The organism is Fundidesulfovibrio soli (genome assembly GCF_022808695.1).
GTDB lineage: Bacteria > Desulfobacterota > Desulfovibrionia > Desulfovibrionales > Desulfovibrionaceae > Fundidesulfovibrio > Fundidesulfovibrio soli.
The window spans coordinates 36,564-60,591 of record NZ_JAKZKW010000020.1 but is presented as its reverse complement, the minus strand read 5'-3'; the positions used below and the strand labels follow the sequence as shown (position 1 = coordinate 60,591).

Here is a 24,028-nt window from a genome sequence, read left to right as displayed (position 1 = left end):
ATGAAATCCGTTTGGTTTTCCGCTCTGCCTTTCGACAAGACCCTGGTCACCCTGGCCCTGGAGTCCGGCGTTGACGCCATCGTGACCGACGCCGCCCACGCCGACGACGTGCGCGCCCTGGGCCGCGTGGAGGTGCTCACCCCCGAGGACGTCATCTACGTGACGCTCAACTCCAAGGCCGACGAGGACACGGCCATCGCCGCGCTCAAGTCCGGCGGCAAGTCCGTGCTCAAGCTCGGCTGGGAGATCATCCCCGTGGAGAACATCCTGGCCCAGTCCGAGGGCCTGGGCGTGGAGGTCGCCAGCGCGGACCAGGCGCGCCTGGCCGCCGGCATCCTGGAGCGCGGCGTGGACGTGGTGGTGGTGCTGCCCGAGGCGGCCACGGAGCTCAAGAAGATCGTGGCCGACGTCAAGCTCTCCCAGGGCTGCGCCCGCCTGGCCAAGGCCGTGGTCACGGCCATCAAGCCCGCGGGGCTCGGCCACCGGGTCTGCGTGGACACCATGAGCATGTTCAAGAAGGGCCAGGGCATGCTCATCGGCAACTCCAGCGCCTTCACCTTCCTGGTGCACGCCGAGACCGAGTCCAACCCCTACGTGGCCGCGCGGCCCTTCCGCGTGAACGCCGGGGCCGTGCACGCCTACGCCATCATGCCCGGCGACAAGACCAACTACCTGGAGGAGCTCTCCTCCGGGGACGAGGTGCTGGTGGTGGGCGCGGACGGCGCCACCTCCCTGGCCACCATCGGCCGGGTCAAGGTGGAGGTGCGGCCCATGCTCCAGATCACGGCCCGCTGCGGCGACGCCGAGGGCACCGTGTTCCTGCAGAACGCCGAGACCATCCGGCTCACCCGCCCCGGCGGCGAGCCCGTGAGCGTGGTCAGCCTCAAGGAGGGCGACGAGATCCTCTGCAGCACGGACCAGGCGGGACGCCACTTCGGCATGCGCATCTGCGAAGAGATCAAGGAGGGCTAGGATGACGCTCGAGACGGACGATCCCGCGCGCGACGCCCCCCTGGACCACATCCGCGAGGCCATCGACGCGGCGGACAAGCAGCTCCTGGAACTGCTCAACAAGCGCGCGGCCTACTCCCTTGAGGTGGGGCGGCTCAAGGCGGGCAGCAACGAGCCCGTGTTCAAGCCCTTCCGCGAGAAGGAGGTGCTGGAGAAGCTGACCCGCGCCAACCCCGGGCCACTGCCCAACGAGCACCTGCGCGCCATCTACCGCGAGATCCTCTCCAGTTCGCGCAGACTGCAGCGCACCCAGAAGGTGGCCTACCTGGGGCCGGAGGGCACGTTCTCCTTCTTCGCGGCGTCGAGCTACCTGGGGGCCAGCGCGGACTTCCATCCCTGCGCGGGCATCGACGAGGTGTTCGAGGCCGTGAGCCTGCGCGACGCTGAGCTGGGCGTGATCCCGCTGGAGAACTCGCTGCAGGGCACCGTGGGCCAGAGCCTGGACATGTTCCTGCGCCACGACGTGTACATCCAGGCCGAGATGTATTGCAAAATCAGCCACTCCCTGCTCTCCAAGGGCACGGACATCTCGCGCATCGAGGAGGTCTACTCCCACCCGCAGCCCCTGGCCCAGTGCGGGGCCTGGCTCAAGGCCCACCTGCCCCTGGCCCGGGTGATCCCCACGGAGTCCACGGCGGCGGCGGCCCGGCGCGTGGTCTACAACCCCAAGGCGGCGGCCATCGGGCACGTGAAGCTCTCCGAGATGCTTGGGCTCAACGTGCTGGCCACCCGCATCGAGGACCTGCCCGACAACTGGACCCGCTTCCTGGTGATCGGGCCAAGCGAAACCAAAACCGGCAGCCGCGACAAGACCTCCATCCTGTTCACCCTGCCGGACAAGCCGGGCGCGCTCTCGGCCGTGCTCTCCCGCCTGGCTAGCGAGGGCATCAACATGACCAAGCTGGAGTCGCGCCCGCTGCGCGGCGAAAAGTGGAAATACGTCTTCTTCGCGGACCTCCAGTGCGACCTGGGCGGCGAGGAGTTCCAGGCCGTGGTGGCCGAACTGCGCCACGAGCTGCACTCCCTGCGCATCCTGGGCAGCTACCCCACGGGCCCGCACCTGGACGTTTCCGGCTCCGCCGTGGTGGAGAGGGGATAACAATGGCTGACACAATCGACATCCAGGCCCCGGCGTCCAAGTCGGTCTCGCACCGGGCCATGATCTGCGCGGCCCTGGCCAGGGGGACATCCCAGGTCAGCCACGCCCTGGAATCCGACGACCTTATCCGCACCCGGCAGTGCCTGGAGGCGGCCGGGGCCAGGTTCGAGAAGACCGCCGAAGGATGGAGCGTCACCGGCGTGGGCGGCCAGCCCAAGGGCGGCGCGCTCTCCCCGGCTGACTGCAACGTGGGCGAGTCCGGCACCACCTGCCGTCTGCTCACGGCCGTGCTGGCCGCCGGGCGGGGCATGTTCCTGGTGCACGGCGAGGGGAGGATGCACTCCCGGCCCATCGGGCAGCTCACCGGGGCGCTGGTTCCGCTGGGACCCCGCTTCGAGTGGCAGGGGCAGGCCGGATACCCGCCCTTCGTCATCCGCACCGAGGGCCTCTCCGGCGGCGAGACCGCCATCGCCCTGGACGAGTCCAGCCAGTACCTCTCGGGCATCCTGCTGGCCGCGCCCCTGGCGGCCGGGCCGCTCACCGTGGGCGTTGCTGGCGAGAAGGTGGTCTCCTGGCCGTACGTGTCGCTCACGCTCATGGCCATGGCCGACTTCGGAGCCGACGTGGAGGTCAAGACCCTGGAAGGCGACGAGTGGGTCTCCACCGCCTTCACGGACGTGACCAGCGTGACCCCGGGGCGCATCCGCTTCGAGGTCAGGCCCGGGCAGTACCGCGCTAGGCCCTACGTGGTGGAGGCCGACTGGTCCAACGCCTCGTACTTCCTCGCTGCCGGAGCCGTGGGGCCGCGCCCGGTGCGCGTGATCGGGCTGCGCCGCGACTCGCTGCAGGGCGACCGCGCCATCCTGGACATCCTTGAGCGCATGGGCGCAAGCATCGCCTGGGGCGAATCCGGCGTCACCGTGAGCCCCCGGGGCCTGCGCGGCGTGGAGCTGGACATGGGCTCCTGCCCGGACCTGGTGCCCACGGTCTGCGCCGTGGCCGCGAGGGCCACCGGCAGCACCACCATCCGCAACGTGGCGCACCTGCGCATCAAGGAATCCGACCGGTTGGCCGCCTGCGCCCAGGAGCTGCGCAAGGCCGGGGCCACGGTGGAGACCTTCGCCGACGGCCTGACCGTGACCCCGGGGCCCTCCCCGGCCGGGCGCACCATCGAGTTCAGCACCTACGACGACCACCGCATGGCCATGAGCATGTCGCTCTTCGAGCTGGCGGGGGTTGAGGTGCGCCTGGACAACCCCGGCTGCGTGGCCAAGAGCTTCCCCGGGTTCTTCGAGCAGTGGGGGCGCACGCGTTGAGCACCGCGCAAGCCATTCGCACGCTCACCGTGGTGGGGGCCAAGGGCAAGATGGGCCGCATGATCGTGGCCCGCTGCCGCAAGGAAGGCCTGGCCTGCCACGAACTGGACCAGCCCCTGGACGAGGCCGAAGCGCGGCGCGTGCTGCCCCGCTCCGACCTGGCGCTCTTGTGCGTGCCAGCCCAGGCGCTCTCCGAGGTGCTGGTCCGGCTGGTGCCCATGATCCCCAAGGGGACCATCGTGGCGGACATCTGCTCCGTGAAGGTGCGCCCCCTGGACGAAATGCTGGCCCTGCACCAGGGGCCGGTGGTGGGCACGCACCCGCTCTTCGGGCCGGTGCCCCCCGAAGGGGAGGAGCTGCGCGTGGCCGTGTGCCCCGGCAGGGGCGACGAGGCCTGCCGCCAGGCCACGGAACTGATGGCCCGGCTGGGCTTCGCGCCCTTCAACGCCGACGCCCACGACCACGACCGGGCCATGGCCTACGTGCAGGGGCTCAACTTCGTGACCACGGTGGCCTACCTGGCCTCCCAGGCCAACCACGAGGAGTTCGCCCGCTATTTGACGCCGTCGTTCATGCGGCGGCTGGAGTCGGCCAGGAAGCTGATCCTGGAGGACGCGGGGCTGTTCCGGCTGCTGTTCGAGGCCAACCCCTACAGCCTGGAGGCCGTGCGGTCATACAGGAACTACCTGAACGTGGCCGCGGGCGGCGACCTGGAGCTGCTGGTGGAGCGGGCCAAGGGCTGGTGGCCGGAGGGCGGCAGGCCGGGCGGGGCGAAAGGGTTTTCGCGGGGGAAGAAATAAGGGTTTCTTTTTCATAACGGCCCGTGGTGCCCCTCCGGCAGCCGCACCCGTGCCATATATTTGAAGAATATGACCCGGGCGCGGCTGCCGGAGGGGCACCACGGACCCAGGCCGCACGGTTGGATGCCGCCCAATGATCGCTCTGGTCGTGAACGGCAGGCACTGCGGTGGTCAGCCCGCACGGTTGGATGCGAGTCAGAAAGAATCCAACCGCAGGTGATTGAAAACGCGGTGACGCGCCGGTGCCCGGCCCTGTCCCGCGAGGAAGGTGAAAGGCCATTTTCTTCAAATATATGGCATTTCACCAACGAGCGGGACAGGGCCGGGCACAGCCTCGAAACGATAGGACCATCCCATACCGTGGGATTCCAAAGGGAGGAACTCCCTTTGGCCGCCGGAGGCCTTCCCCGGCACGCTTGGACGACATAAAACGAAACGACGCAACGACTACGACAAGGACGCGCCATGATCGAGCTCCTGCAAGAAGCAAAGTGGCTGCCCGCCGACGTGCAGACCCCCATCAGCCTGTACCTTGGGCTTGTGGGCGACAGGCCGGGCATACTCTTCGAGTCCGCCGAAGTGGACGGCCGCCTGGGCCGCTACTCGATCCTGGCCTGGGATTTCCGCCTCACGGCCCAATGCCAGGAGGGCAAGCTCCTGCTCACCACCCGGGACGACCGCCTGAAGCCCCTGGAGGACCTGAACGGCCTGCCCTTCCTGGACGGCGTGCGCCAGCTCATGGCCGCCCTCACCGTCACGCCGCCCGACGGTTTCGAGGACCTCCCGGCCATCACCCGGGGCCTCTACGGCTACTTCGGCTACGCTTCGGCCGCGCTGTTCACGCCCAAGCTGGCCAAGGTCATCCCGCCCAAGGACATGGACGTGACCCTGGTGCTGCCCGGCCACGTGGTGCTCTTCGACCACCTGCGCCACCGCTGCTGCCTGCTGACCCTGGGCGGCGGCATGCGCCCCAAGCTGGACACCACCAACGTGCTGCGCACCATGGACAAGCCCGAAATGGGCGCGGTGCTGCACCACCCGGGCGAGCAGCCCTTCCTGGAGAACGTGCGCAAGGCCAAGGAGATGATCCGCCAGGGCGAGTGCATCCAGGTGGTGCTCTCCAACCGCTTCCACGCGCCCTTCAACGGCGACCCCTTCGCGGTGTACCGCAGGCTCAGGCAGGTGAACCCCTCGCCTTACATGTTCTTCGTGCGCCTGCCGAGGCTCACGCTGGTGGGCTCCTCCCCCGAGTTCCTGGTGCGCTGCGTGGACGGCAAACTGACCACCGCGCCCATCGCCGGCACGCGCCCGCGCGGCAAGGACGAGGCCCAGGACGAACAGTTCGCGCAGGACCTGCTGGCCGACCCCAAGGAGCGCGCCGAGCACGTGATGCTGGTGGACCTGGGCCGCAACGACCTGGGGCGCATCGCCACCCCGGGCAGCGTGCGCGTTGAGAAATTCATGCAGGTGGAGCGGTTCTCGCACGTTTTGCACCTGACCTCCTACGTGACGGCCAAGCTCAAGGAGGGCCTGGACGCCCTGGACGTGATCGGCTCCGTGTTCCCGGCGGGCACGGTGAGCGGTGCGCCCAAGGTGCGGGCCATGGAGATCATCGCGGAGCTGGAGACCATCCACCGGGGCCCCTACGCCGGGGCCATCGGCTGGCTCGGCCTGGACAAGGGCCGCGTGGACCTGGACACCGGCATCCTCATCCGCTCCATGTGGTTCAAGGACGGCATGGTCCACTGGCAGACCGGCGCGGGCATCGTCTACGACTCGATCCCCGAGATGGAATGGAAGGAAGTGCACAACAAGGCCCGGGTGCTCGCGGAAGTGCTTGCAAAGCAGGAGGAAGGCGATGTTTTTGCTCGTAGATAACTTCGACTCGTTCACCTTCAATCTGGTGCAGTACTTCCAGCAGCTCGGGCTGGCCCCCGTGGTCAAGACCAACGACGACCCGGAGATCATCGAGCTGGCCAAGTCCGGCAAGGTGGAGCGCTGCTGCATCTCCCCCGGCCCCAGCAGGCCGGAGAACGCCGGGCTGTGCCTGGAGTTCCTGGAGCACCTGCCCAAGAAGACGCCGCTGCTTGGCGTGTGCCTGGGGCACCAGATCCTGGGGCACTACGCGGGCGCGCCCGTGGTTGTGGCGGACAGGATCATGCACGGCAAGACCAGCCAGGTGACCCACCGGGAGACGGGGCTCTTCGAGGGCGTGCCCAACCCCATGGAGGTCTGCCGGTACCACTCGCTGCTCGTTCTGGCGCACAAGGCCCCGGAGAAGCTGGAGATCACCGCCTGGACCGACGAGAACGAGGTCATGGGGCTCAGGTGGAAGGATCGCCCCTGGGTGGGGGTGCAGTTCCACCCTGAGAGCGTGCTCACGCCGGACGGCATGAAGCTGCTCAAGAATTTCCCGGAGAAGATCGCCTAGCGCGAAGCAGCCATGCCGCTTTCCATCCGCAACCTCTCCAACGGCGACAAGGCCGAGAGCGAAACCACCCTGTGGAAGTACCTGACGTTCGAGAAGTTCCTCGACTTCCTGCTCATGAAGCGTCTGTACTTCCGCCGCGTGGACAAGCTGCACGACCCCTACGAGTGTCTGATGCCCCCGGGCATGTACGCCACCGCCAGGGACGAGGCGAGCCCGGAGAGCTGGAAGCGTTTCCTGAAGCGCCACGACGACTACATCAACAACGAGCGCTCCAAGGTGTTCGTGAACTCCTGGCACGTGAGCGAGCACGAGTCCGAGGCCATGTGGAAGCTCTTCGGCGGCAGCGGCCACTCCATCGCCGTGCAGACCACCTTCGGGGCGCTGGTGAGCGAGCTTGCGCCCCACGACCTCACCGCGGGCAAGGTGCTCTACAAGGACGTGGCCCAGGACGACTGCCAGATCAGCGACATCTACGACTTCTCCCTGCTCAAGCGCAGGCCCTTCGAGCACGAGAAGGAGTTCCGGCTGATCTACATCAACGACAGCGGCGAACAGAACCCCAGGCTTCTGGACGCCGCCGGCCTGCACATAAACGTGGAACCGGCGCACATCATCGAGAGCATCTACGTCTCGCCCCTCTCCGAGCCCTGGCAGTACGAACTGTCGCTCTCCATCATCAAGCGGGAGGGTCTTTCGGACAGGGTCAGCAGGTCGACGCTGTTCAACTGTCCGGTGATGAGCAAGTAGCCCGGGTTGAACCGGCGTGAAGAGGCGGCCGCAGCGGACGCGGCCGAAACGATAGAGAAGAAGGAGCCCGCGATGGAAGTCCTCGAACATCTGGCCATAGGCAAGAACCTGACCGAAGAACAGGCGCTGACCTCGTTCCGCGCCATGTACAAGGGCGAGATGCCCGCCTCCTGCGTGGGCGCGTTCCTCATGGGCCTCAAGACCAAGGGCGAGACCGGGCTTGAGATCGCCTGCGGCGTCAAGGCCGCCCTGGAGGAGGCCCGCCTGGTGCCCGGCCTCGAGGGCGACCGCATAGACACCTGCGGCACCGGCGGCGACAACACCTGCTCCTTCAACTGCTCCACCGCCGTGGCCATGTACCTGGCCGCGCTGGGGCACAAGGTGGTCAAGCACGGCAACCGCTCCGTGTCCTCCACCTGCGGCTCGGCCGACGTGCTGGAGTCGCTGGGCGTTGGCCTCACCGTTGAGCCCGACGCCGTGGCCGACGCCCTGGCCCAGCGCAACTTCGTGTTCCTGTTCGCGCCCAACTTCCACCCGGCCTTCAAGCGCATCATGCCCATCCGTAAGGAGTTGGGCGCGCGCACCCTCTTCAACCTCATGGGCCCTCTGCTCAACCCCGCCCGCCCCACGCACCAGCTGCTGGGCGTGCCCACGGCCTCCTTCGTGCCGCTCATCGCGGAGGCGCTCTCGCTCACGGGCGTGCGCAACGCCGCAGTGGTGCACGGCGCGGGCGGCTTCGACGAGCTTTCGCCCTTCGGCCCGGCTGAGGTCTGCTGGGTGCGCGACGGCTGGATGCGCCGCGACCGCATCGAGCCCGAGGACTACGGCATCCCGCGCCACAAGCTCTCCGATGTTGCCGTGGCCAGCAAGGACGAAGCCGTGGCCGTGCTCATCGAGCTGATCCAGGGCGACGGTCCCCAGGCCATGAAGGACATGCTGGCCCTGAACCTGGGCACCGCCCTGCACCTGCTGGAGCCCGGCCTGTCGCTCAAGCAGGGCATCGACAAGGCCCGCGACGCCATCGCCTCCCGCGCGGCCTCCAGCTTCTGGAGCCAGCTGACCAATGCTTAACCGATTCCGCGAAGCCAAGCAGGCCGAGATCGAGCGCCTCGTCAAGCTGGAGGACGAGGGCTTGATGCCCCCGCCCTTCGAGGGCGAACGCCCGGACTTCATCCGCGCCCTGTGGGAGAACGGCCCCGGTGCGGTGATCGCCGAATACAAGCGGGCCTCGCCCTCGCGCGGGGAGATCAACATGGGCCTCACGCCCGAGCAGGCGGCCGAGTCCTACAGGAAGGCCGGGGCCGCGGCCATGTCCGTGCTCACGGAGGAGGCCTACTTCAAGGGCAGCCTGGAGTACCTGACGCGCATGGCCGGTGCGGGCCTGCCCCTGCTCCGCAAGGACTTCATCCTGCACCCCGTGCAGGTGATCCACACGGCCTCCACCCCTGCCTCGGCCCTGCTGCTCATCGCGCGCATGAGCGAGGCTGACGAGCTGCGCGCCATGCTGGGCCTGGCCGAAGCCTTCGGGCTGGCCTGTGTGGTGGAGGTGTTCGACGAGGCCGACCTTGACAAGGTGGAGCCCCTGGAGCCCGAGATCATCCAGGTGAATAACCGCGACCTGGACAAGCTGACCACGGATTTCGCCGTGTCCGAGCGGCTGGCCGCGCGCAAGCAGGAAGGCCAGATCTGGATCAGCGCCAGCGGGATAAAGACGCGCGCGGACGTGGAGCGAATGGCCGCGCTGGGCTACGACGCCGTTCTGGTGGGCACCTCGCTCATGAGCGGGGAGGACCCGGGGGCGGCCCTGGCCGGGCTGACGGGAAGAAGGTAGAGCCGGAGCGACGGAAGAAGGGGGCGCTGCCCCCTGGCCCCCGCCGGGGGGATGATCCCCCCGGACCCCGCAATGGTAAAGAATTTATTGGTTTGTAGTCTCCGCCTGGGGCGCCCACCGCGCGCAGACGCCCGATATATTTGAATAATATCTGTCATCGGCGCGCGGCGGACGCCCCAGGCGGAGACGGACCGGACAATCGCGGCAAGTTGAAAGCAGGGCCATCGAGAGTGCAGCGAAGTGCCGCTTGTGAACGCGAAGCTGAATGGGATTCCAAAGGGAGGAACTCCCTTTGGCGGGGTCCAGGGGCGGCGCCCCTGGCCGCCGGAGGCCACCCCCTCCACGAAAGGATTCAATGTGAGACCGCTGATAAAAGTTTGCGGCATGACCCTGCCCGAGCAGGTGGCCGCCATAGACGCCCTGGGCGCGGACTTCCTGGGCTTCATCTTCGCCGCCAAGAGCCCCCGATGCGTCACGCCCGGCCACGTGGCCTCCATCGCGCGCGGGCGGGCCAGGCGCGTGGGCGTGTTCGTGGAGCAGTCCGCCGCGGAAGTCCTCTCCATCATGGACGAGGCCGGGCTGGACTTCGCCCAGCTCCACGCCGGGCAGGACGAGGCCTTCTGCCGCGAGATCGGCCCGGAGCGCGTCATTCGGGCCTTCTGGCCCCAGCGTCACGCCTCGCTTGCCGAACTCGAAGCCGAGTTGGCCCGCTTCGCGGACTCCTGCGCCATGATGCTCCTGGACGCGGGCGCCTCGGGCGGGGGCCACGGCACAAGCCTGGATTTTTCCGCCCTGGCCGGGCTCAAGGTCCCCCGGCCGTGGCTGCTGGCGGGCGGCCTTTCCCCGCTCAACGCCCAGGAGGCGCTTGAGCTGGCCCGCCCCGCCGGACTGGACATCAATTCCGGGGTCGAGACCGCGCCCGGCGTCAAGGACCTGGACAAGGTTTCGCAAACCATCGACATCGCAGCACGCAGCAAATAGAGGCTACCACCCATGCAGAAAGGTTATTTCGGATCGTTCGGCGGCATGTTCGTGCCGGAGCTGCTCATGCCTCCCCTCCTGGAGATCGAGGAGGCCATGAACACCATCGTGCCCGGCGAGGCTTTCCAGAAAGAATTCAACGCCATGCTGGAGGACTACGTGGGCCGCCCCTCGGCCCTGTACCGCTGCCCCAACCTCTCCAAGAAACTGGGCTTCAACCTCTGGCTCAAGCGCGAGGACCTGAACCACACCGGCGCGCACAAGATCAACAACGCCCTGGGCCAGGGCCTGCTGTGCAGGCACATGGGCAAGAAGGTGCTCCTGGCGGAGACGGGCGCGGGCATGCACGGCGTGGCCACGGCCACGGCGGCGGCCATGCTCGGCCTGGAGTGCGTAGTCTACATGGGCGCCACGGACGTTGTGCGCCAGTCCCACAACGTACGGCGCATGGGCCTGCTGGGCGCGACGGTGGTGCCCATCGAGTCCGGCACCAAGACCCTGAAGGACGCCATCAACGCGGCCCTGCGCCGCTGGATCGCGGACCAGCGCACCACCCACTACTGCTTCGGCACGGCGGCCGGGCCGCACCCCTTCCCCACGCTGGTGCGCATGTTCCAGTCCGTGATCAGCCGGGAGGCCCGGGCACAGATGCTCAAGAAAGCGGGCAAGCTGCCCGACTATGTGGTGGCCTGCGTGGGCGGCGGCTCCAACGCCATCGGCGCCTTCAACGAATTCATCCCCGACGAGGGCGTTCAGCTCATCGGCGTCGAGGCCGCTGGCACCGGCGAGCCGGGCTGCCACCACTCCGCGCCCCTGAATCTTGGCACGCCCGGCGTGCTGCACGGGGCCATGAGCATGCTCCTGCAGACCGAGGACGGCCAGATCGAGCCCTCGCACTCCATCGCCCCCGGCCTGGACTACCCCGGCGTGGGCCCCGAGCACGCCCACCTGCAGGACTGCGGCCGCGCCCGCTACGTCACCGTCAACGACGGCCAGGCGCTGAGCGCCTTCCACACGCTCAGCCGCTCCGAGGGCATCATCCCGGCGCTTGAAAGCTCCCACGCGGTGGCCTGGGCCATCGAGAACGCGGCGGAGATCCCCAAGGGCAGCGACGTGCTGGTCTGCCTCTCCGGACGCGGCGACAAGGACATCGGCATCATCGAGGAGTACGAGGCCAGGAAGGGCTGCTGACCGGGAGCGGTATTTCAGCCGCCCCGCGTTCATGCTACACCCCGCGCAATCCGTAAGGACCGCCAGGGCCGATCACAACCCAGAGTGACGCCCGGACGCCTTCCGCCTCCTCTCCCGGCCCCTGCACCCCGGGGCGCGACGATATTCTTCAAATATATCGGCGTGCCCCGGGGTGCAGGGGCCGGGGGAGGAGGCGGAAGGCCCGAACGAACAGAATCAACCGAAGCCAATCGGAGGCAACCTCATGTCCATCCTCACCGACCGCATCCGCGCCGCCAACGCCTCCGGCCGCAAGGCCGTCATCCCCTACCTGCCGGGCGGGTTCCCGGACCGCGACCGCTTCTGGAAGGAGCTTGCCTCCCTGGATGCGGGCGGGGCCGACGTCATCGAGATCGGCGTGCCCTTCTCCGACCCCGTGGCCGACGGCCCCACCGTGGAGCAGGCCAGCCTGGACTGCCTGGAGCAGGGCGTGACCCTGGCCTGGATACTCAATGAGCTGAGCTGCCGCAAAGGCACCTTCAAGGCCGGGCTGGTGCTCATGGGCTACTACAACCCCTTCCTGCAGTACGGGCTGGAGCGCCTGGCCATGGACTGCGCGGCCGCCGGGGTCTCCGGGCTCATCATCCCGGACCTTCCCCTGGAGGAGGCCGAGCCCGTGGCCGAGATACTGGCCGGCTCCGGCGTGGACATCATCTGCCTGATCGGCTTGAACACCCCGCCCGAGCGGCTGAAAGCCTACGCCAAGGCGGCGCGCGGGTTCGTGTACTTCGTCTCGGTGCTGGGCACCACGGGCGTGCGCGAATCCCTGCCCGAGGAGGTGCTCCAGAAGCTCGACGAGGTGCGCCCCATGTTCAACCTGCCCATCGCCCTGGGCTTCGGCATCTCGCGCCCCGAGCAGGTTGCCCCCTTCGGCGACCGCATCGACGCCGTGGTCATCGGCTCGGCCCTGGTCAAGCATCTGCGCGACGGCGGCTCCGGGGAGGAGTTCATGCGCTGCTGGCGCTGAGGCCCGCAAAGGGGTAAGGGATGCCGCACGTTGGCTGCGGCGAGGATCATGAAGGAAACACTCGGCGCGGCGGGCCTCCCCGCCGCGCCTTCTTTTCGAGGACCGAACGCATGACCTGGGTTCTGTTGATGCTGATCGCGGCCTTCTGCCAGGCCGTGAAGGATCTCTGCCTCAAACGCAGCGTTGCGGGCGTGGACGGCCTGGCCGTGGTCTGGGCCTACTGCCTGACCACCGCGCTCTTCATCGCGCCCTTCGCCCTGCGCGAGGGCATCCCCCAGGTCACGCCCGTGTTCTGGATATCCCTGGCCTGCACCGGGCCGCTGGCCGTGGTCACCTTCCACTTCTACGTGAAATCCCTGGAGCTGTCGGACCTCTCCCTCTCGGCCCCCATGCTCACGGCCACCCCGCTGTTCCTGCTGCTGACCTCGCCGCTGATGCTTGGCGAGTTCCCGGACGTCATGGGCCTGGTGGGCATCCTCACCCTGGTGGCGGGCTCCTACGTGATGAACCTGAGCCGCATGAAGCACGGCGTGTTCGAGCCCTTCAAGGCCCTCGTGCGCGAAAGGGGGCCGCGCTACATGCTGCTGGTGGCCTTCCTGTGGTCAGTTTCGGCCAACATCGACAAGATCGGGCTGCGCAACTCCTCCCCGCTGTTCTGGATCACCTGCGCCTTCGGGTTCACGGCGCTGCTGCTCACGCCCCTGGTCTGGCGCAGGACGCACCGGGGCTTCGCCCAGGTGCTCGAGGCTCCCTGGTACCTGCTTGCAACGGGTCTGCTTGAAGCCGTGACCTGCATCGGCCAGATGCAGGCCCTGACCATGACCATCGTGCCCTACGTGATCGCGGTGAAGCGCATGAGCGCGGTGTTCGCGGTGCTGCTGGGCTGGCTGGTGCTGCGCGAGGGCAGCGTGCGGGAGCGCCTGGCGGGCGCGGCGCTCATGGTGCTGGGGGTTTTTCTCATCGCGTTTTTGGGGTAGGCTGCCGCCATGTCCACTCCCCAGCGCTTCATCCCCCATCTCTCCGAGGACGAATTGGCCGCACGGCAGACCGAGGGCCTGAACTGGACCCTGAACCACGCCTACGCGGGCTGCCCCGCCTACCGCGAGAAGCTCTCCGCCAGCGGATGGCAGCCGGGCCAGGCCCTGACCCTGGACGACCTCTCCGGCCTGCCCCTCACCTCCGTGGAGGACCTGCGCCAGGGCTACCCCCTGCCCCTGCTCTCCGTCCCGCAGGAGCAGGTGGTGCGGGTGCACGCGTCCTCCGGCACCACGGGCAAGCGCAAGGTGCTGGCCTACACCCAGGGCGACATCGACACCTGGAAGCACATGTTCGCCCGCTGCTACGAGCTGGCCGGGCTCACCGCGCTGGACCGCGTGCAGATCGCCGTGGGCTACGGTCTCTGGACCGCCGGGGCGGGCTTCCAGCTGGGCTGCGAACACTTCGGGGCCATGGCCGTGCCGGTCGGCCCCGGCAACATGGAGATCCACCTGCAGCTCCTGGAGGACATGGGCACCACCGTGCTCTGCTCCACCGCCTCCATGGCCCTGCTCATGGCCGAGGAGGTGCACAAGCGCCGCCTGAAGGACAAGATCGCGCTCAGGAAGGCCATCTTCGGGGCCGAGACGCACTCCGACAAGATGCGCGCCCGCATCCACGAGATGCTCGGCGTCCAGGAGAGCTTCGACATCGTGGGCATGACCGAGCTGTACGGCCCCGGCACCGGCCTGGAGTGCTCGGCGCACCACGGCATCCACTACTGGGCGGACCTCTACATCCTCGAAATCCTGGACCCGGAGACGCTCAAGCCCGTGGCCCCGGGAGAGATCGGCGAGATGGTGGTCACCACGCTGCGCAAGGAGGCCGCCCCCCTGATCCGCTACCGCACGCGCGACCTGACCCGCCTCATCCCCGGGGAGTGCCCCTGCGGCGTGACCATGCCGCGCCACGAGCGGCTGCTGGGCCGATCGGACGACATGATCATCTTCCGGGGAGTGAACATCTACCCTGGCCAGATCGCGGCCGTGATCGAACACTTCAAGGAGCTTGGCAGCGAGTTCCGCATCCAGCTCTTCCGCAAGGGCGGCAAGGACCAGATGCTCCTGCAGGTGGAGCGCCGCCCCGAGACCGACCCCACCTACGACCAGAACCTCTCCGACGCCGTGTCGGAGGAGCTGCGCAAGCAGGTGATGGTGCGGGCCTGGGTGGAGGTGATGGGCCAGGGCGAACTGCCGCGCAGCTTCGGCAAGACCAAGCGAGTGGTGGACGACCGCGAGAGCGGTGAGCAGGGGTGAGGTGGGGCAAGACAGGCGATCAGTTGGCAGCCGCGGGCAAACGGACCTCCTCCTGCTCCAGAACCGCCATGAGGGCTTTCTTCCAGGCAGCGTAGGATTCCAGAAAATCCCGGCCTGCGCTGAGGAATCCGAGGTAGTTCTGCCGCTCCTGCAGCGTCCTGAGGTAGGTGTCTACCTGTTCAAAGTATCGAAGCGTCGCAGCGAGATCCTTGCCCGTTGCCATCACCGAATCCTGCATACCTGGGAGGTTCTTATGGCGCGCGGCGAATATGATGTTTGCCACTCGCTGGCCTGACATTATTACAGATACAGCATTAGCCCGAAACAACAGCCCCATTTGCGAGGCATCATAACAGTTGCTTCCTTCCCTCATATCTTGAAATATAACTTTTCTAAATTGATTATTAGCATTTTTTGACAGCGAGTACAATTTTGCTGCCGCATTCATATAGGCCGTGACAGTTTCTCCCTCGGGGCTCATCAAGTATTTATCACTTTTCTTTCCAATCCGACTTACCACGCCTGGAGTAAAATTTTTAAACAGGGCATCAACGTCATTCCAGCGTTTGTGCAAAAGCTCAGCAAAGCCGTCTGGCACAGTATTTTTTTCGACCAACAATTCCATTTCATTCTTCATTTCTTGCTTGATCGCGTCAAGACCAGCGACATCTTTCGCAAAATTATTTGGCTGCTTCAACTCGACATGGGCAGCCGCCATTTCCACAAGAATATTATCCAATGTCACTTCCAACAATTGAATATATAAGCATTGCAAATATAGCAACATTTCCGCAACTATAACCTTACACCCCTTCAACGATTGGGGGTCCCCGCCTTTTGCTGATTTTTCAAGACGATTGATGTCTGCCTTTAAATCAGCTTGGAGCTCCCCAGAGAATAAGAAGAACTCCCTTTTATTGTTTACAAACGCGTCAATTTCATCAATGCCTGGATTGCGCTGTTCCTGACTTGAACACGATGCAACAACAACTGCTAGCAACAATACAACGATACACTGTTGAATTGAACGCATCACTTCTTTCCTTTTCCGTGCACCCTGTGGACGTGAGTCCACAGGGTGCCTAGATTCAACTGAGAGCATTCACTCGATTGATCTTCAGAGGTTACCGTGTGCTCTCATCCTGTTTCGACCAGACCCCTTCGGGAACGGCTCGTGCCACAGGAGAATTTATAGCTTCCGGAGGCAAATCTCTCACTCCGCCGAAAATCGCCTTCCCCATAGTCCACCCTTCTCTCGCAGTAAGGCTCCCCTTATCATATGCTTCAGCAACTCCTATCGCCAAAGGAACAACGGGGTTAACGCGTGGTTTCAAACCACTGGCAAGAATTCCCGTCCTCGGCAACAGCTGGAGTGCCTGGTGCGGCGCAACCAGATAGCTGGTCAAGTACTCCGGCTTTTCGCTCGCGTCTGTACCAGCTATGCCGTCTAGGCGTCCGGTTGACCACGCCTTTACCCCATCTACAAACTGTGGAGTGATTGTTTTGTTCAACTCATGCTCCATAGTCTGCATGATGGAATCACGGTTCTCACCAATGTAGCCCTGGTACCAGTCTCCGGCGGCCTTGATGCCGCGCCCGGCCATACCGCCGTCGGGGCCGATCAGCGGGCCGTCGCCCGGCTCCTGGTGCATCCCCGGCGCACCGGAGGGTGCGGCGTTCAGCTCCGGGTATTGCGGCCCACGGGATTAGGTTCCAGCCAGTATCGCGGCGAGCTTGTCCTTCCTGGCCTGGGTCACGGCCTGGGGAAAAGCCGGAGCCCCCCATGACGGAGCACTGCTCTGGAACGCGCCCGGCGCCGATCCGCCTTGCCCCGCAGGATTGTCATCGGCCGTAGGATACGTGCCTGCCGCCCCCGCGCCGGACACATCGCCGGGATTATCGGCTACAGGAATCACAGGCGCTGGATTTTCCATCATGCCGCCGTTGGTGTCAAAATCATTCTCCCGCATAACACCCCCTGTAAGCTGTACCGACCCCTTGCGCGCAAGAGTGGTTCCGTTCCACCCCACCCGCATGACAGCCCTGCTTCCCGCCAAAACCTGAATGCGGCTCCTCAACGGCGCCGCCGGAAAGCACTCCTTCCGCGATCTCCCGTATCGCGGCATATATTTCCAAAAATTCCAGCACGTCTTCTTCCGCTACCCGCCAGAATGCTCTCTCGGCCTTCTTCGGCCAGCTCTCGGTCATGTCGAACAACATGCCGACCGTGTGCACGAACAACGGATCGTTGCATTCCAGCCAAGCGACCATCCGCCGCGAGAGCGCTTCCCGCACCACCCGTGCTCCCGGCCTCCCGCGATTCTTCATCGAGTTTGCAGCGCCGGGGCGGCGCAAATGCCTGCACGAAGCCAAGTCCGGCTCCAGCAGAAACCTGCCGATGTCCGGTTCATCCAACAGCCCGCAGAGCACGTCGGCATACGTGGGCATGATTCCCGCCGTGTGGCGGCTGTGGTCCTTGCGAACCCGAGGCAACTGGTTCATACTTTCTTCTTATGGTCATCCCGCCAGGGTTGACCCGGCAGTATGCACATCCGTTGCACCCGCGCCACCCACATGGCCGTATATGCCTATTTGTTTTTAAAATATCCGCACGCACCTCGCCTAGAGCGAATTCAAGGAGCCCGGCATGAGCACCCCCACCCCCAATTTTTTCCTCTCCCCACCCCGCATCGTCCACGGCCCCGGTTCGCTCTCCTGCCTCGGCGGCGAGGCCGCGAAGCTCGGGCGCAAGGCACTGATCGTCACCGGGCGGGGTTCGTCGGCCAAGAGCGGCAGCCTGGAGAAGGTCCGCCAGGCCCTGCTGGGCGGCGGATTGGACGTGACGGTGTTCGCGGAAGTGGAGCCGGACCCTTCCGTGGAGACGGTGGAGAAAGGCGTGGCCCTGGCCCGTGAGCGCGGCTGCGACCTGATCGTGGCCCTGGGCGGCGGCAGCCCCCTGGACGCGGGCAAGGCCATCTCGCTCATGCTGGCCAACCCGGGCCGCATCCAGGACTACGAGGCCAGCGCACCGGAGCGCTCCGGCCCGCCCATCGTGGCCATCCCCACCACGGCGGGCACGGGTAGCGAGGTCACGCGGGTGGCCGTGATCACCGACACCGCCGCCAGGAAAAAGTTCCTCGTCTTCGGGAACATGCTGGTGCCCGCCCTGGCCATCCTGGACGCGGAGCTCACCGTCTCCATGCCCCGCAACGTGACGGCGGCCACGGGCATGGACGCCCTGACCCACGCGGTGGAGGCCTATCTCTCCAAGAAGGCCAACCTGCTCACGGACCCGCTGGCCCTGGCCGCCATGAGCACCATCGCCGCCAACCTGCCCGTGGCGCTCGATTACCCGGAGGACCTGGAGGCCCGGCAGGAGATGCTGCTGGGCCAGCTCCAGGCCGGGCTGGCCTTCTCCAACAGCTCGGTGGGGCTGGTGCACTCCATGTCGCGCCCGCTGGGGGCCATGTTCGGCGTGCCGCACGGCGCGGCCAACGCCATGCTGCTGCCCGCCGTGACGGCCTACAACCTGTCGCGCTGCAAGAAGCGGCTGGGAGGGGTGGCGCTGGCCCTGGGCTGCCGCGAGCCTTCGGCCAAGGCCGCGGTGTGGGCGCTCAAGGAGTTGTTCGCGGAGACCGGGCTGCCCGCAAAGCTCTCGGACTACGGGGTCACGGCCGAGGCCATCCCGGCCATGAGCGAGGACGCCCTGGCCGCCGGAAGCTCGCGCCTGAACCCGCGCCAGCCCGAGCTTGCGGATATCGAGGAGATTTACCGTTCGCTGCTCTGAGGCCCGCGCCTCAGCGCACGATGAACGAGAGGGGGAACTGTTCGCTGAACCAGAGCTGGCCGGAGCCGCGCAGCACGAAGCGCACGGCCGTCCTGCGGGAGCTGGTCTCGAAGGATGCCTCGTGGCGGGCCTCCAGAAGCTCCTTGTCGGCGTCATTCTTGGCGTCGCCAGTGTAGCTGAATATCTGCCTGAACGGGCCGCCGTCCTCCGAGACCTCCACGTCGAGGCTGTGGCCCTCCCCGGGGTGGATCACCAGCGAAGCGAAGGCCACGCGAATCCCATTTACCGGCCCGTCCGACTCCAGGGAGAAGGTGACCGTCCCGGCCTTGGCCGTCTCATGCTTGGTGAAGGCGTAGGCCCCGAAATCCGCCAGGGCGTAGACGCCCTCCACGCCCGATACGCGAGCGCTCACCCCGCCGCTGGAGACCGGGTCGTTGCTGGGCTTGGGGTACAGCACGATGGCGCCCGGCAGGGGCGTATGGAATGTGGAGTATCCCGCCTGGCCCGCTTTCTCGTACCCGTTGGCCACGTACCACCAGAACTGGGGGGCCATGGCGGTTCCGCCCGCGATGACGGCGTCGTACTTGCGGGCCGTGATGTCGCGCGCCAGCTGCGAGTCGTGGAACTTCCAGAGCTTGGCCTTCTCGTAGAAGAACAGCTCCAGGGAGTCGAAAAACGTCACCCTGGGCTGCCAGGGCTTGCCCAGCACCGCGCAGCCCGCCTCGGTGTTGAGCAGCACGCGCTGGTATCCGCCCTTCTCGATGAAGGCGTTGATGCCGTCCACCGCGGGGTTTGATTCCCTGGGCAGCGACAGGTTGAACTCGATGGCCGCAAGCCCAGGCGCGCCCATGAACACCGCCGCCAGCAACGCCCAGGCCAGGGGCGAGCCCTTGGGCAGGCAGTCCATCCACCGCCCGGCCAGTCCCCCGGCCAGAACGCAGAGCAGCCCCAGCAGCGCCCAGTAGTAGTTCTCCCCCGCGCCCCAGTGCTTGAGCAGCAGCAGGAGCATGGCGGTCTGCACCAGGGCCAGCCATGCCACCGGGCTCACGCGCCGCAGCCGCGCGTCCCGTCCCAGGGCCGCCGCGAAGGCCAGCAGCAGCCCGGCCGCGCGCAGGCCGAACGTCCTGATGCGCGGCAGCGCGTTGGCCCAGCTCGACACCGACGGCTGGGCGGACATGGCCGCGGGATACAGGAAGCTGTGCGTCAGGTAGCTGCCGTGGGTGGCCAGCATGAGCGCCCCGAACATGGCCGCCCCGGCTGCCCCGGCGGAAAGCCCCAGCACGAGGCAGCGCCCGAACCAGCCGGGCCGCACCAGGAAGAAGCTGACGCACCCCGTCAGGAGCGAGAGCGTCTGCTGCTTGCTGAAGAGGGACAGGGCCAGCAGCAGCCCGGCCAGCGCGGCCTGGCCGCGCCCACCCCTGCCGGTGAAGAACAGGTAGGCTCCCCAGAAGGCCAGCGCCCACGCGAACAGGTCCGACCTGATCCAACGCACGCAGCCTGACAGCGAAGGCTGGCAGAAGAAGGCCAGGGCCATCAGGCCGGCCACCAGCCAGGAGCCGGACTCCCTGCGCGTCCAGAGGAGGATCGTGGCCAGAATGCCCGCCAGGCTCGCACCGTTGACCGCCAGGGCCGCGTGGTACGGGTTCGCTCCCAGGGCGCACAGCGCACCCGCGAGATAGAAATAGAGCGGGGGATAGATGCTCAGCAGCAGTTGGGATTCGCCGATGGGCGGATAGAGGCTCTGCCCGTGGGCCACCATCCAGACCCGCACCACCTGAGCGCCGCTGTTCACGGTGTCCAGGCAGCGGGTGAAGTCGATGTTGGCGTAGGCAATGAGGTTGTAGGCGGCGCCAGCCCCGGCCAGGGCGCAGAGCAGCCCCTGCGCCGAGCGCGCCAGGAGCAGCCCCGCCGGGGGCGTTGCCCCGCCAGCTCCCCGCAGGAACACGGCGGCCAGCAGCAGAGCCGTCGTCAGAACATAGAGCCCGGGCAGCCCGAAGGCCGCCCAGCCCGAGGCCGGGAAATAGGCCGCAGCCCCGGCCGCGAAGCACAGGATGCCCGGAAGTCCCGCTTTGCCGGGCCTGCTCTCCGGAAGAACTGCGTTCATGCGCGGGGCCGGGGCGGGAAGGCAGTCACCGGGGCTCCCTGGTGGTGGTGTCGACGATGTAGAGCGGTCTGCGCTTGGACTCCATGTACATCCGGCCGATGTATTCCCCGAATATGCCGATGGCGATCAGCTGCACGCTGCCCACCGAGAGCACGGCCAGCATGGTGCTGGTCCAGCCCTGCACGGTCCCCCCGCTGAGCCAGCCGATCACGGTGTAGAGGATGCCCAGCAGGCTGGCCACGCCCATGCAGAAGCCCAGCACCGTGGCCATCTTGAGCGGCACCACGGAGAAGGCCGTGATGGCGTCGAAGGCGAAATTGAGCATCTTGCGGAAGGGGTACTTGGTCTCCCCCGCGAAGCGTGAGTCGCGGTCGTACTCGATTGCCGCCTGCCTGAACCCCACCCAGGAGACCATGCCCCGGATGAAGCGGTGCTGCTCCGGCATGGAGTTCAGCGCCTCCAGCACCTTGCGGGTGATGAGCCGGAAGTCGCCCGTGTCGCGCGGGATGTTCACCGAGACCATGCGGTCCAGCAGGCGGTAGAAGGCCTTGGCCGTGGCCTTCTTGAAGTATGTCTCCCCTGAGCGCGAGCGGCGCCTGCCGTAGACCACCTCGCAGCCCTCCTCCACCTTGGCGAGCATTTCGGGCAGCAGCTCGGGCGGGTCCTGCAGGTCGGCGTCGATGATCAGGATCAGGTCCCCCGAGCAGATGTTGAGCCCGGCGGTCAGGGCGATCTGGTGCCCGTAATTGCGGGAGAGGCGCACGCCCAGCACCCGGGGGTCGCGCTCGGCCAGGGCCTGCATGGCCCTCCAGGTGCCGTCGGAGGAGCCGTCGTCCACCAGCACGATCTCGTAGTCCGCCACGGAGCCCGCCACGCTGGCGCAGGCCGCGCCCACCCGGCGGTGCAGTTCGGCCAGGCCCGGCTCCTCGTTGAAGCAGGGGACGACGACGGACAGCTTTTTCCCGGTGGCGGTCATGCGTGCTCCTCAAGCGGGCGGCCCGCCAGCAGGCAGTACTGGAAGCCCAGCGGCGTGCGGCTCAGGAAGCGCCCGGCCAGGCGGGCCAGGGCGGGCAGGAAGGGGAAGGGGAACGTGTAGGCCAGCCGCAGCGGCTCAAGCCCGGCCCCGCGCGCCAGGGAGGCGGCCTCGCTGGCGCGAAGCAGCACCGCGCCCTCGTCGAAGGGGCACTGTCCCACCATGTGGCGGGTCATGGGGTTGAGCGGGTTGTGCTCGAACACGGCCAGCACCCCACCCGGTGCCAGGGCGGCGAAGATGCCGCTCATCCAGGCCGGACGATGGGAAACCGCGATGTGATGGAAGACGTTGGCCGCCAGGATGAGGTCGAAGCCGCTCGGGTCGAGCAGCGGCAGCTCGCCCGGCTCGCGCACGTGGCCCAGCTGGACGCCCGGGGCCACCTTGGCGGCCTCCTCCAGGGAGGCGGCGGAGACGTCGCAGCCGAAAACGTCCGCGCCGGGGAAGAGGCGCGTCAGGTGCGGCAGGTTGTTGCCCACGCCGCAGCCGAACTCCAGCACGCGCTCGGGCCAGCCTGCGGGCCTGGCGGGTAGCGAGGCCAGCAGCGAGGCCAGGGACTCGGCCTTCTGGAGCGCGAAGTACTCCTTGCGGTCCCCCGCGATGCCGAGGCTGGCGCGGTGGATCTCGTCGTAGCGCGAGGAGAACTTGTCGAACTCAGCCTCTTTCATCTGCTTTCCTTAGGGGTTGTGGTCCTGGTTGTAGGGAAAGAGACGCCGGCTGTAAACCTGTGGGAGGCGAAAGAGAAGGCGCGGGGCTCCGCCCCACACCCCGCCAGGGGGATGATCCCCCTGGACCCCGCGACAAGCAGCCCGGGAGGCTGTGCCTCCCGGGCTGCTAAATGTTCCATGCGGACGCGATGTGCCCGGGCCGGAACGCGAAGCCATTGGGGGTGCAGGGGAGTCACTCCCCTGCCGGTGGGGTCCGGGGAGGCAGCGCCTCCCCGGGGAATCCAAATGCCGAATGCTCGGCCTAGTAGCGGTAATGCTCAGGCTTGTACGGGCCGTCGGCGCTCATGCCCATGTACTTGGCCTGCTCGGGGGTCAAGCGCTCAAGCTGGGCGCCCAGGCGCTCCAGGTGCAGGCGGGCCACTTCCTCGTCCAGGATCTTGGGCAGGGTGTACACGCCCACCGCGTAGTCCTTCTGGGCCAGCTCGATCTGGGCCAGGGCCTGGTTGGTGAAGCTGTTGGACATGACGAAGCTGGGGTGGCCGGTGGCGCAGCCCAGGTTCACCAGGCGGCCTTCGGCCAGCACCAGGATGGAGTTGCCGTTCTTCATGGTCCACTTGTCCACCAGGGGCTTGATCTCCACCTTTTTGCAGTGGGGGGTGGACTCCAGGTAGTGCATGGCGATTTCGGAGTCGAAGTGGCCGATGTTGCAGACGATGGCTCCGTCGCGCATCTTCTCCATGTGCGAGCCGTTGATCACGTCGAAGCAGCCCGTGGCGGTGACGAAGATGTCGCCCATGGAGCAGGCCTTGTCCATGGTGGTCACTTCGTAGCCTTCCATGGCGGCCTGGAGCGCGCAGATGGGGTCGATCTCGGTGACGATCACGCGGGCGCCGAAGCCGCGCATGGAGTGGGCGCAGCCCTTGCCCACGTCGCCGTAGCCCGCCACCACCACGACCTTGCCGGCCACCATCACGTCGGTGGCGCGCTTGATGCCGTCCGCCAGGGACTCGCGGCAGCCGTAAAGGTTGTCGAACTTGGACTTGGTCACCGAGTCGTTGACGTTGATGGCCGGGAAGAGCAGCTCGCCGTCCTTCATCATCTGGTAGAGGCGGTGCACGCCGGTGGTGGTCTCCTCGGAGACGCCCTTGATCTTGGCGGCCATGCGCTGGAAGCGGGTGGGGTCGGCCTTCACGGAGGCGGCCACGCGCTCCTGGATGATGGCGAACTCCTTGTTGTCGGAGGGCTTGTCCAGGATGGAGGGGTCCTTCTCAGCCTTGACGCCGTAGTGGATGAACAGGGTGGCGTCGCCGCCGTCGTCCACGATCAGGTCGGGGCCGGAGCCGTCGGGCCAGGTCAGGGCCATCTCCGTGCACCACCAGTAGTCCTCCAGGGTCTCGCCCTTCCAGGCGAACACCGCGGCGGTCTTTGCCTCGGCGATGGCGGCGGCGGCGTTGTCCTGGGTGGAGTAGATGTTGCAGCTGGCCCAGCGCAGGTCCGCGCCCAGCTCGTAGAGGGTCTCGATGAGCATGGCGGTCTGGATGGTCATGTGCAGGCTGCCCGCGACCTTCAGGCCCTTCAGGGGCTTCTGCGGGCCGTACTTGGCGCGCACGGCCATCAGGCCGGGCATCTCGTTCTCGGCGATGACCATTTCCTTGCGGCCCCAATCGGCCTGGGACATGTCGGCGACCATGTTGGCCAGGGTCAGGTCCAGGGGTTTGACGCTCATTGTGTTCTC

General features: G+C 66.8%; 22 protein-coding genes. 15 read left to right on the top strand and 7 right to left on the bottom strand.

The features are described 5' to 3' along the window. From MLE18_RS14825 to MLE18_RS14760, 14 genes are all read left to right on the top strand, one after another. Nucleotides 1-972 (top strand): 3-dehydroquinate synthase II family protein, encoded by a 972-nt coding sequence (locus tag MLE18_RS14825; protein WP_243439579.1) that lies wholly within the window; start codon nucleotides 1-3, stop codon nucleotides 970-972. Nucleotide 973: 1 nt separating this feature from the next. Next, on the top strand, nucleotides 974-2,110 hold the full coding sequence (gene pheA, locus MLE18_RS14820) for a prephenate dehydratase (RefSeq protein ID WP_243439578.1): 1,137 nt from the start codon (nucleotides 974-976) through the stop codon (nucleotides 2,108-2,110). Between the two features lie 2 nt (nucleotides 2,111-2,112). Further along, nucleotides 2,113-3,426: a 3-phosphoshikimate 1-carboxyvinyltransferase gene (aroA, locus tag MLE18_RS14815; RefSeq protein ID WP_243439577.1), complete on the top strand. Its 1,314-nt coding sequence runs from the start codon at nucleotides 2,113-2,115 to the stop codon at nucleotides 3,424-3,426. Next, nucleotides 3,423-4,226 (top strand): prephenate dehydrogenase/arogenate dehydrogenase family protein, encoded by an 804-nt coding sequence (locus MLE18_RS14810; RefSeq protein WP_243439576.1) that lies wholly within the window; start codon nucleotides 3,423-3,425, stop codon nucleotides 4,224-4,226. The genes aroA and MLE18_RS14810 overlap by 4 nt, the downstream gene beginning before the upstream one ends. 465 nt (nucleotides 4,227-4,691) lie before the next feature. Next, nucleotides 4,692-6,104, top strand: a complete 1,413-nt coding sequence (locus MLE18_RS14805) for an anthranilate synthase component I family protein (RefSeq protein ID WP_243439575.1) — start codon at nucleotides 4,692-4,694, stop codon at nucleotides 6,102-6,104. Continuing rightward, on the top strand, nucleotides 6,085-6,657 hold the full coding sequence (locus MLE18_RS14800; protein ID WP_243439574.1) for an anthranilate synthase component II: 573 nt from the start codon (nucleotides 6,085-6,087) through the stop codon (nucleotides 6,655-6,657). The genes MLE18_RS14805 and MLE18_RS14800 overlap by 20 nt, the downstream gene beginning before the upstream one ends. A gap of 12 nt (nucleotides 6,658-6,669) precedes the next feature. Then, nucleotides 6,670-7,404 (top strand): hypothetical protein, encoded by a 735-nt coding sequence (locus tag MLE18_RS14795; RefSeq protein ID WP_243439573.1) that lies wholly within the window; start codon nucleotides 6,670-6,672, stop codon nucleotides 7,402-7,404. A gap of 72 nt (nucleotides 7,405-7,476) precedes the next feature. Next, the gene (gene trpD, locus MLE18_RS14790) at nucleotides 7,477-8,475 is read left to right on the top strand and encodes an anthranilate phosphoribosyltransferase (protein WP_243439572.1); all 999 of its coding nucleotides are present in this window, start codon (nucleotides 7,477-7,479) and stop codon (nucleotides 8,473-8,475) included. Further along, nucleotides 8,468-9,235, top strand: coding sequence for an indole-3-glycerol-phosphate synthase (locus MLE18_RS14785; RefSeq protein WP_243439571.1), 768 nt, complete (start codon nucleotides 8,468-8,470; stop codon nucleotides 9,233-9,235). The genes trpD and MLE18_RS14785 overlap by 8 nt, the downstream gene beginning before the upstream one ends. A 366-nt stretch (nucleotides 9,236-9,601) precedes the next feature. Then, a complete protein-coding gene (locus tag MLE18_RS14780; RefSeq protein ID WP_243439591.1) occupies nucleotides 9,602-10,216 on the top strand; it encodes a phosphoribosylanthranilate isomerase in 615 nt (204 codons plus the stop codon). Nucleotides 10,217-10,228: 12 nt separating this feature from the next. After that, complete coding sequence (gene trpB, locus MLE18_RS14775; RefSeq protein WP_243439570.1) at nucleotides 10,229-11,407, top strand: tryptophan synthase subunit beta; 1,179 nt, start codon at nucleotides 10,229-10,231, stop codon at nucleotides 11,405-11,407. Nucleotides 11,408-11,651: 244 nt separating this feature from the next. Beyond that, nucleotides 11,652-12,413, top strand: coding sequence for a tryptophan synthase subunit alpha (trpA, locus tag MLE18_RS14770; protein ID WP_243439569.1), 762 nt, complete (start codon nucleotides 11,652-11,654; stop codon nucleotides 12,411-12,413). A 110-nt stretch (nucleotides 12,414-12,523) separates the two neighbouring features. Next, the gene (locus MLE18_RS14765; protein WP_243439568.1) at nucleotides 12,524-13,390 is read left to right on the top strand and encodes an EamA family transporter; all 867 of its coding nucleotides are present in this window, start codon (nucleotides 12,524-12,526) and stop codon (nucleotides 13,388-13,390) included. A gap of 9 nt (nucleotides 13,391-13,399) precedes the next feature. Further along, nucleotides 13,400-14,704, top strand: a complete 1,305-nt coding sequence (locus MLE18_RS14760) for a phenylacetate--CoA ligase family protein (RefSeq protein ID WP_243439567.1) — start codon at nucleotides 13,400-13,402, stop codon at nucleotides 14,702-14,704. 19 nt (nucleotides 14,705-14,723) lie between these two features. On the opposite strand, the gene MLE18_RS14755 is transcribed toward MLE18_RS14760, so the two are convergent. From MLE18_RS14755 to MLE18_RS14745, 3 genes are all read right to left on the bottom strand, one after another. Next, entirely contained in the window at nucleotides 14,724-15,737 is a 1,014-nt protein-coding gene (locus MLE18_RS14755) for a hypothetical protein (protein WP_243439566.1), read from the bottom strand. 91 nt (nucleotides 15,738-15,828) lie between these two features. After that, complete coding sequence (locus tag MLE18_RS14750; RefSeq protein ID WP_243439565.1) at nucleotides 15,829-16,356, bottom strand: hypothetical protein; 528 nt, start codon at nucleotides 16,354-16,356, stop codon at nucleotides 15,829-15,831. Between the two features lie 304 nt (nucleotides 16,357-16,660). Then, nucleotides 16,661-17,206: a hypothetical protein gene (locus MLE18_RS14745; RefSeq protein ID WP_243439564.1), complete on the bottom strand. Its 546-nt coding sequence runs from the start codon at nucleotides 17,204-17,206 to the stop codon at nucleotides 16,661-16,663. A gap of 145 nt (nucleotides 17,207-17,351) precedes the next feature. On the opposite strand from MLE18_RS14745, the gene MLE18_RS14740 reads away from it, so the two are divergent. Continuing rightward, the gene (locus MLE18_RS14740) at nucleotides 17,352-18,491 is read left to right on the top strand and encodes an iron-containing alcohol dehydrogenase (protein WP_243439563.1); all 1,140 of its coding nucleotides are present in this window, start codon (nucleotides 17,352-17,354) and stop codon (nucleotides 18,489-18,491) included. A gap of 10 nt (nucleotides 18,492-18,501) precedes the next feature. Here the strand turns inward: MLE18_RS14740 and MLE18_RS14735 are convergent, their stop codons facing one another. From MLE18_RS14735 to ahcY, 4 genes are all read right to left on the bottom strand, one after another. Continuing rightward, entirely contained in the window at nucleotides 18,502-20,595 is a 2,094-nt protein-coding gene (locus MLE18_RS14735) for a hypothetical protein (RefSeq protein WP_243439562.1), read from the bottom strand. 25 nt (nucleotides 20,596-20,620) lie between these two features. After that, complete coding sequence (locus tag MLE18_RS14730) at nucleotides 20,621-21,571, bottom strand: glycosyltransferase family 2 protein (RefSeq protein WP_243439561.1); 951 nt, start codon at nucleotides 21,569-21,571, stop codon at nucleotides 20,621-20,623. After that, the gene (locus MLE18_RS14725) at nucleotides 21,568-22,293 is read right to left on the bottom strand and encodes a class I SAM-dependent methyltransferase (protein ID WP_243439560.1); all 726 of its coding nucleotides are present in this window, start codon (nucleotides 22,291-22,293) and stop codon (nucleotides 21,568-21,570) included. The genes MLE18_RS14730 and MLE18_RS14725 overlap by 4 nt, the downstream gene beginning before the upstream one ends. 301 nt (nucleotides 22,294-22,594) lie before the next feature. Next, a complete protein-coding gene (gene ahcY / locus MLE18_RS14720) occupies nucleotides 22,595-24,019 on the bottom strand; it encodes an adenosylhomocysteinase (protein ID WP_243439559.1) in 1,425 nt (474 codons plus the stop codon). Between the last annotated feature and the right edge of the window lie 9 nt (nucleotides 24,020-24,028).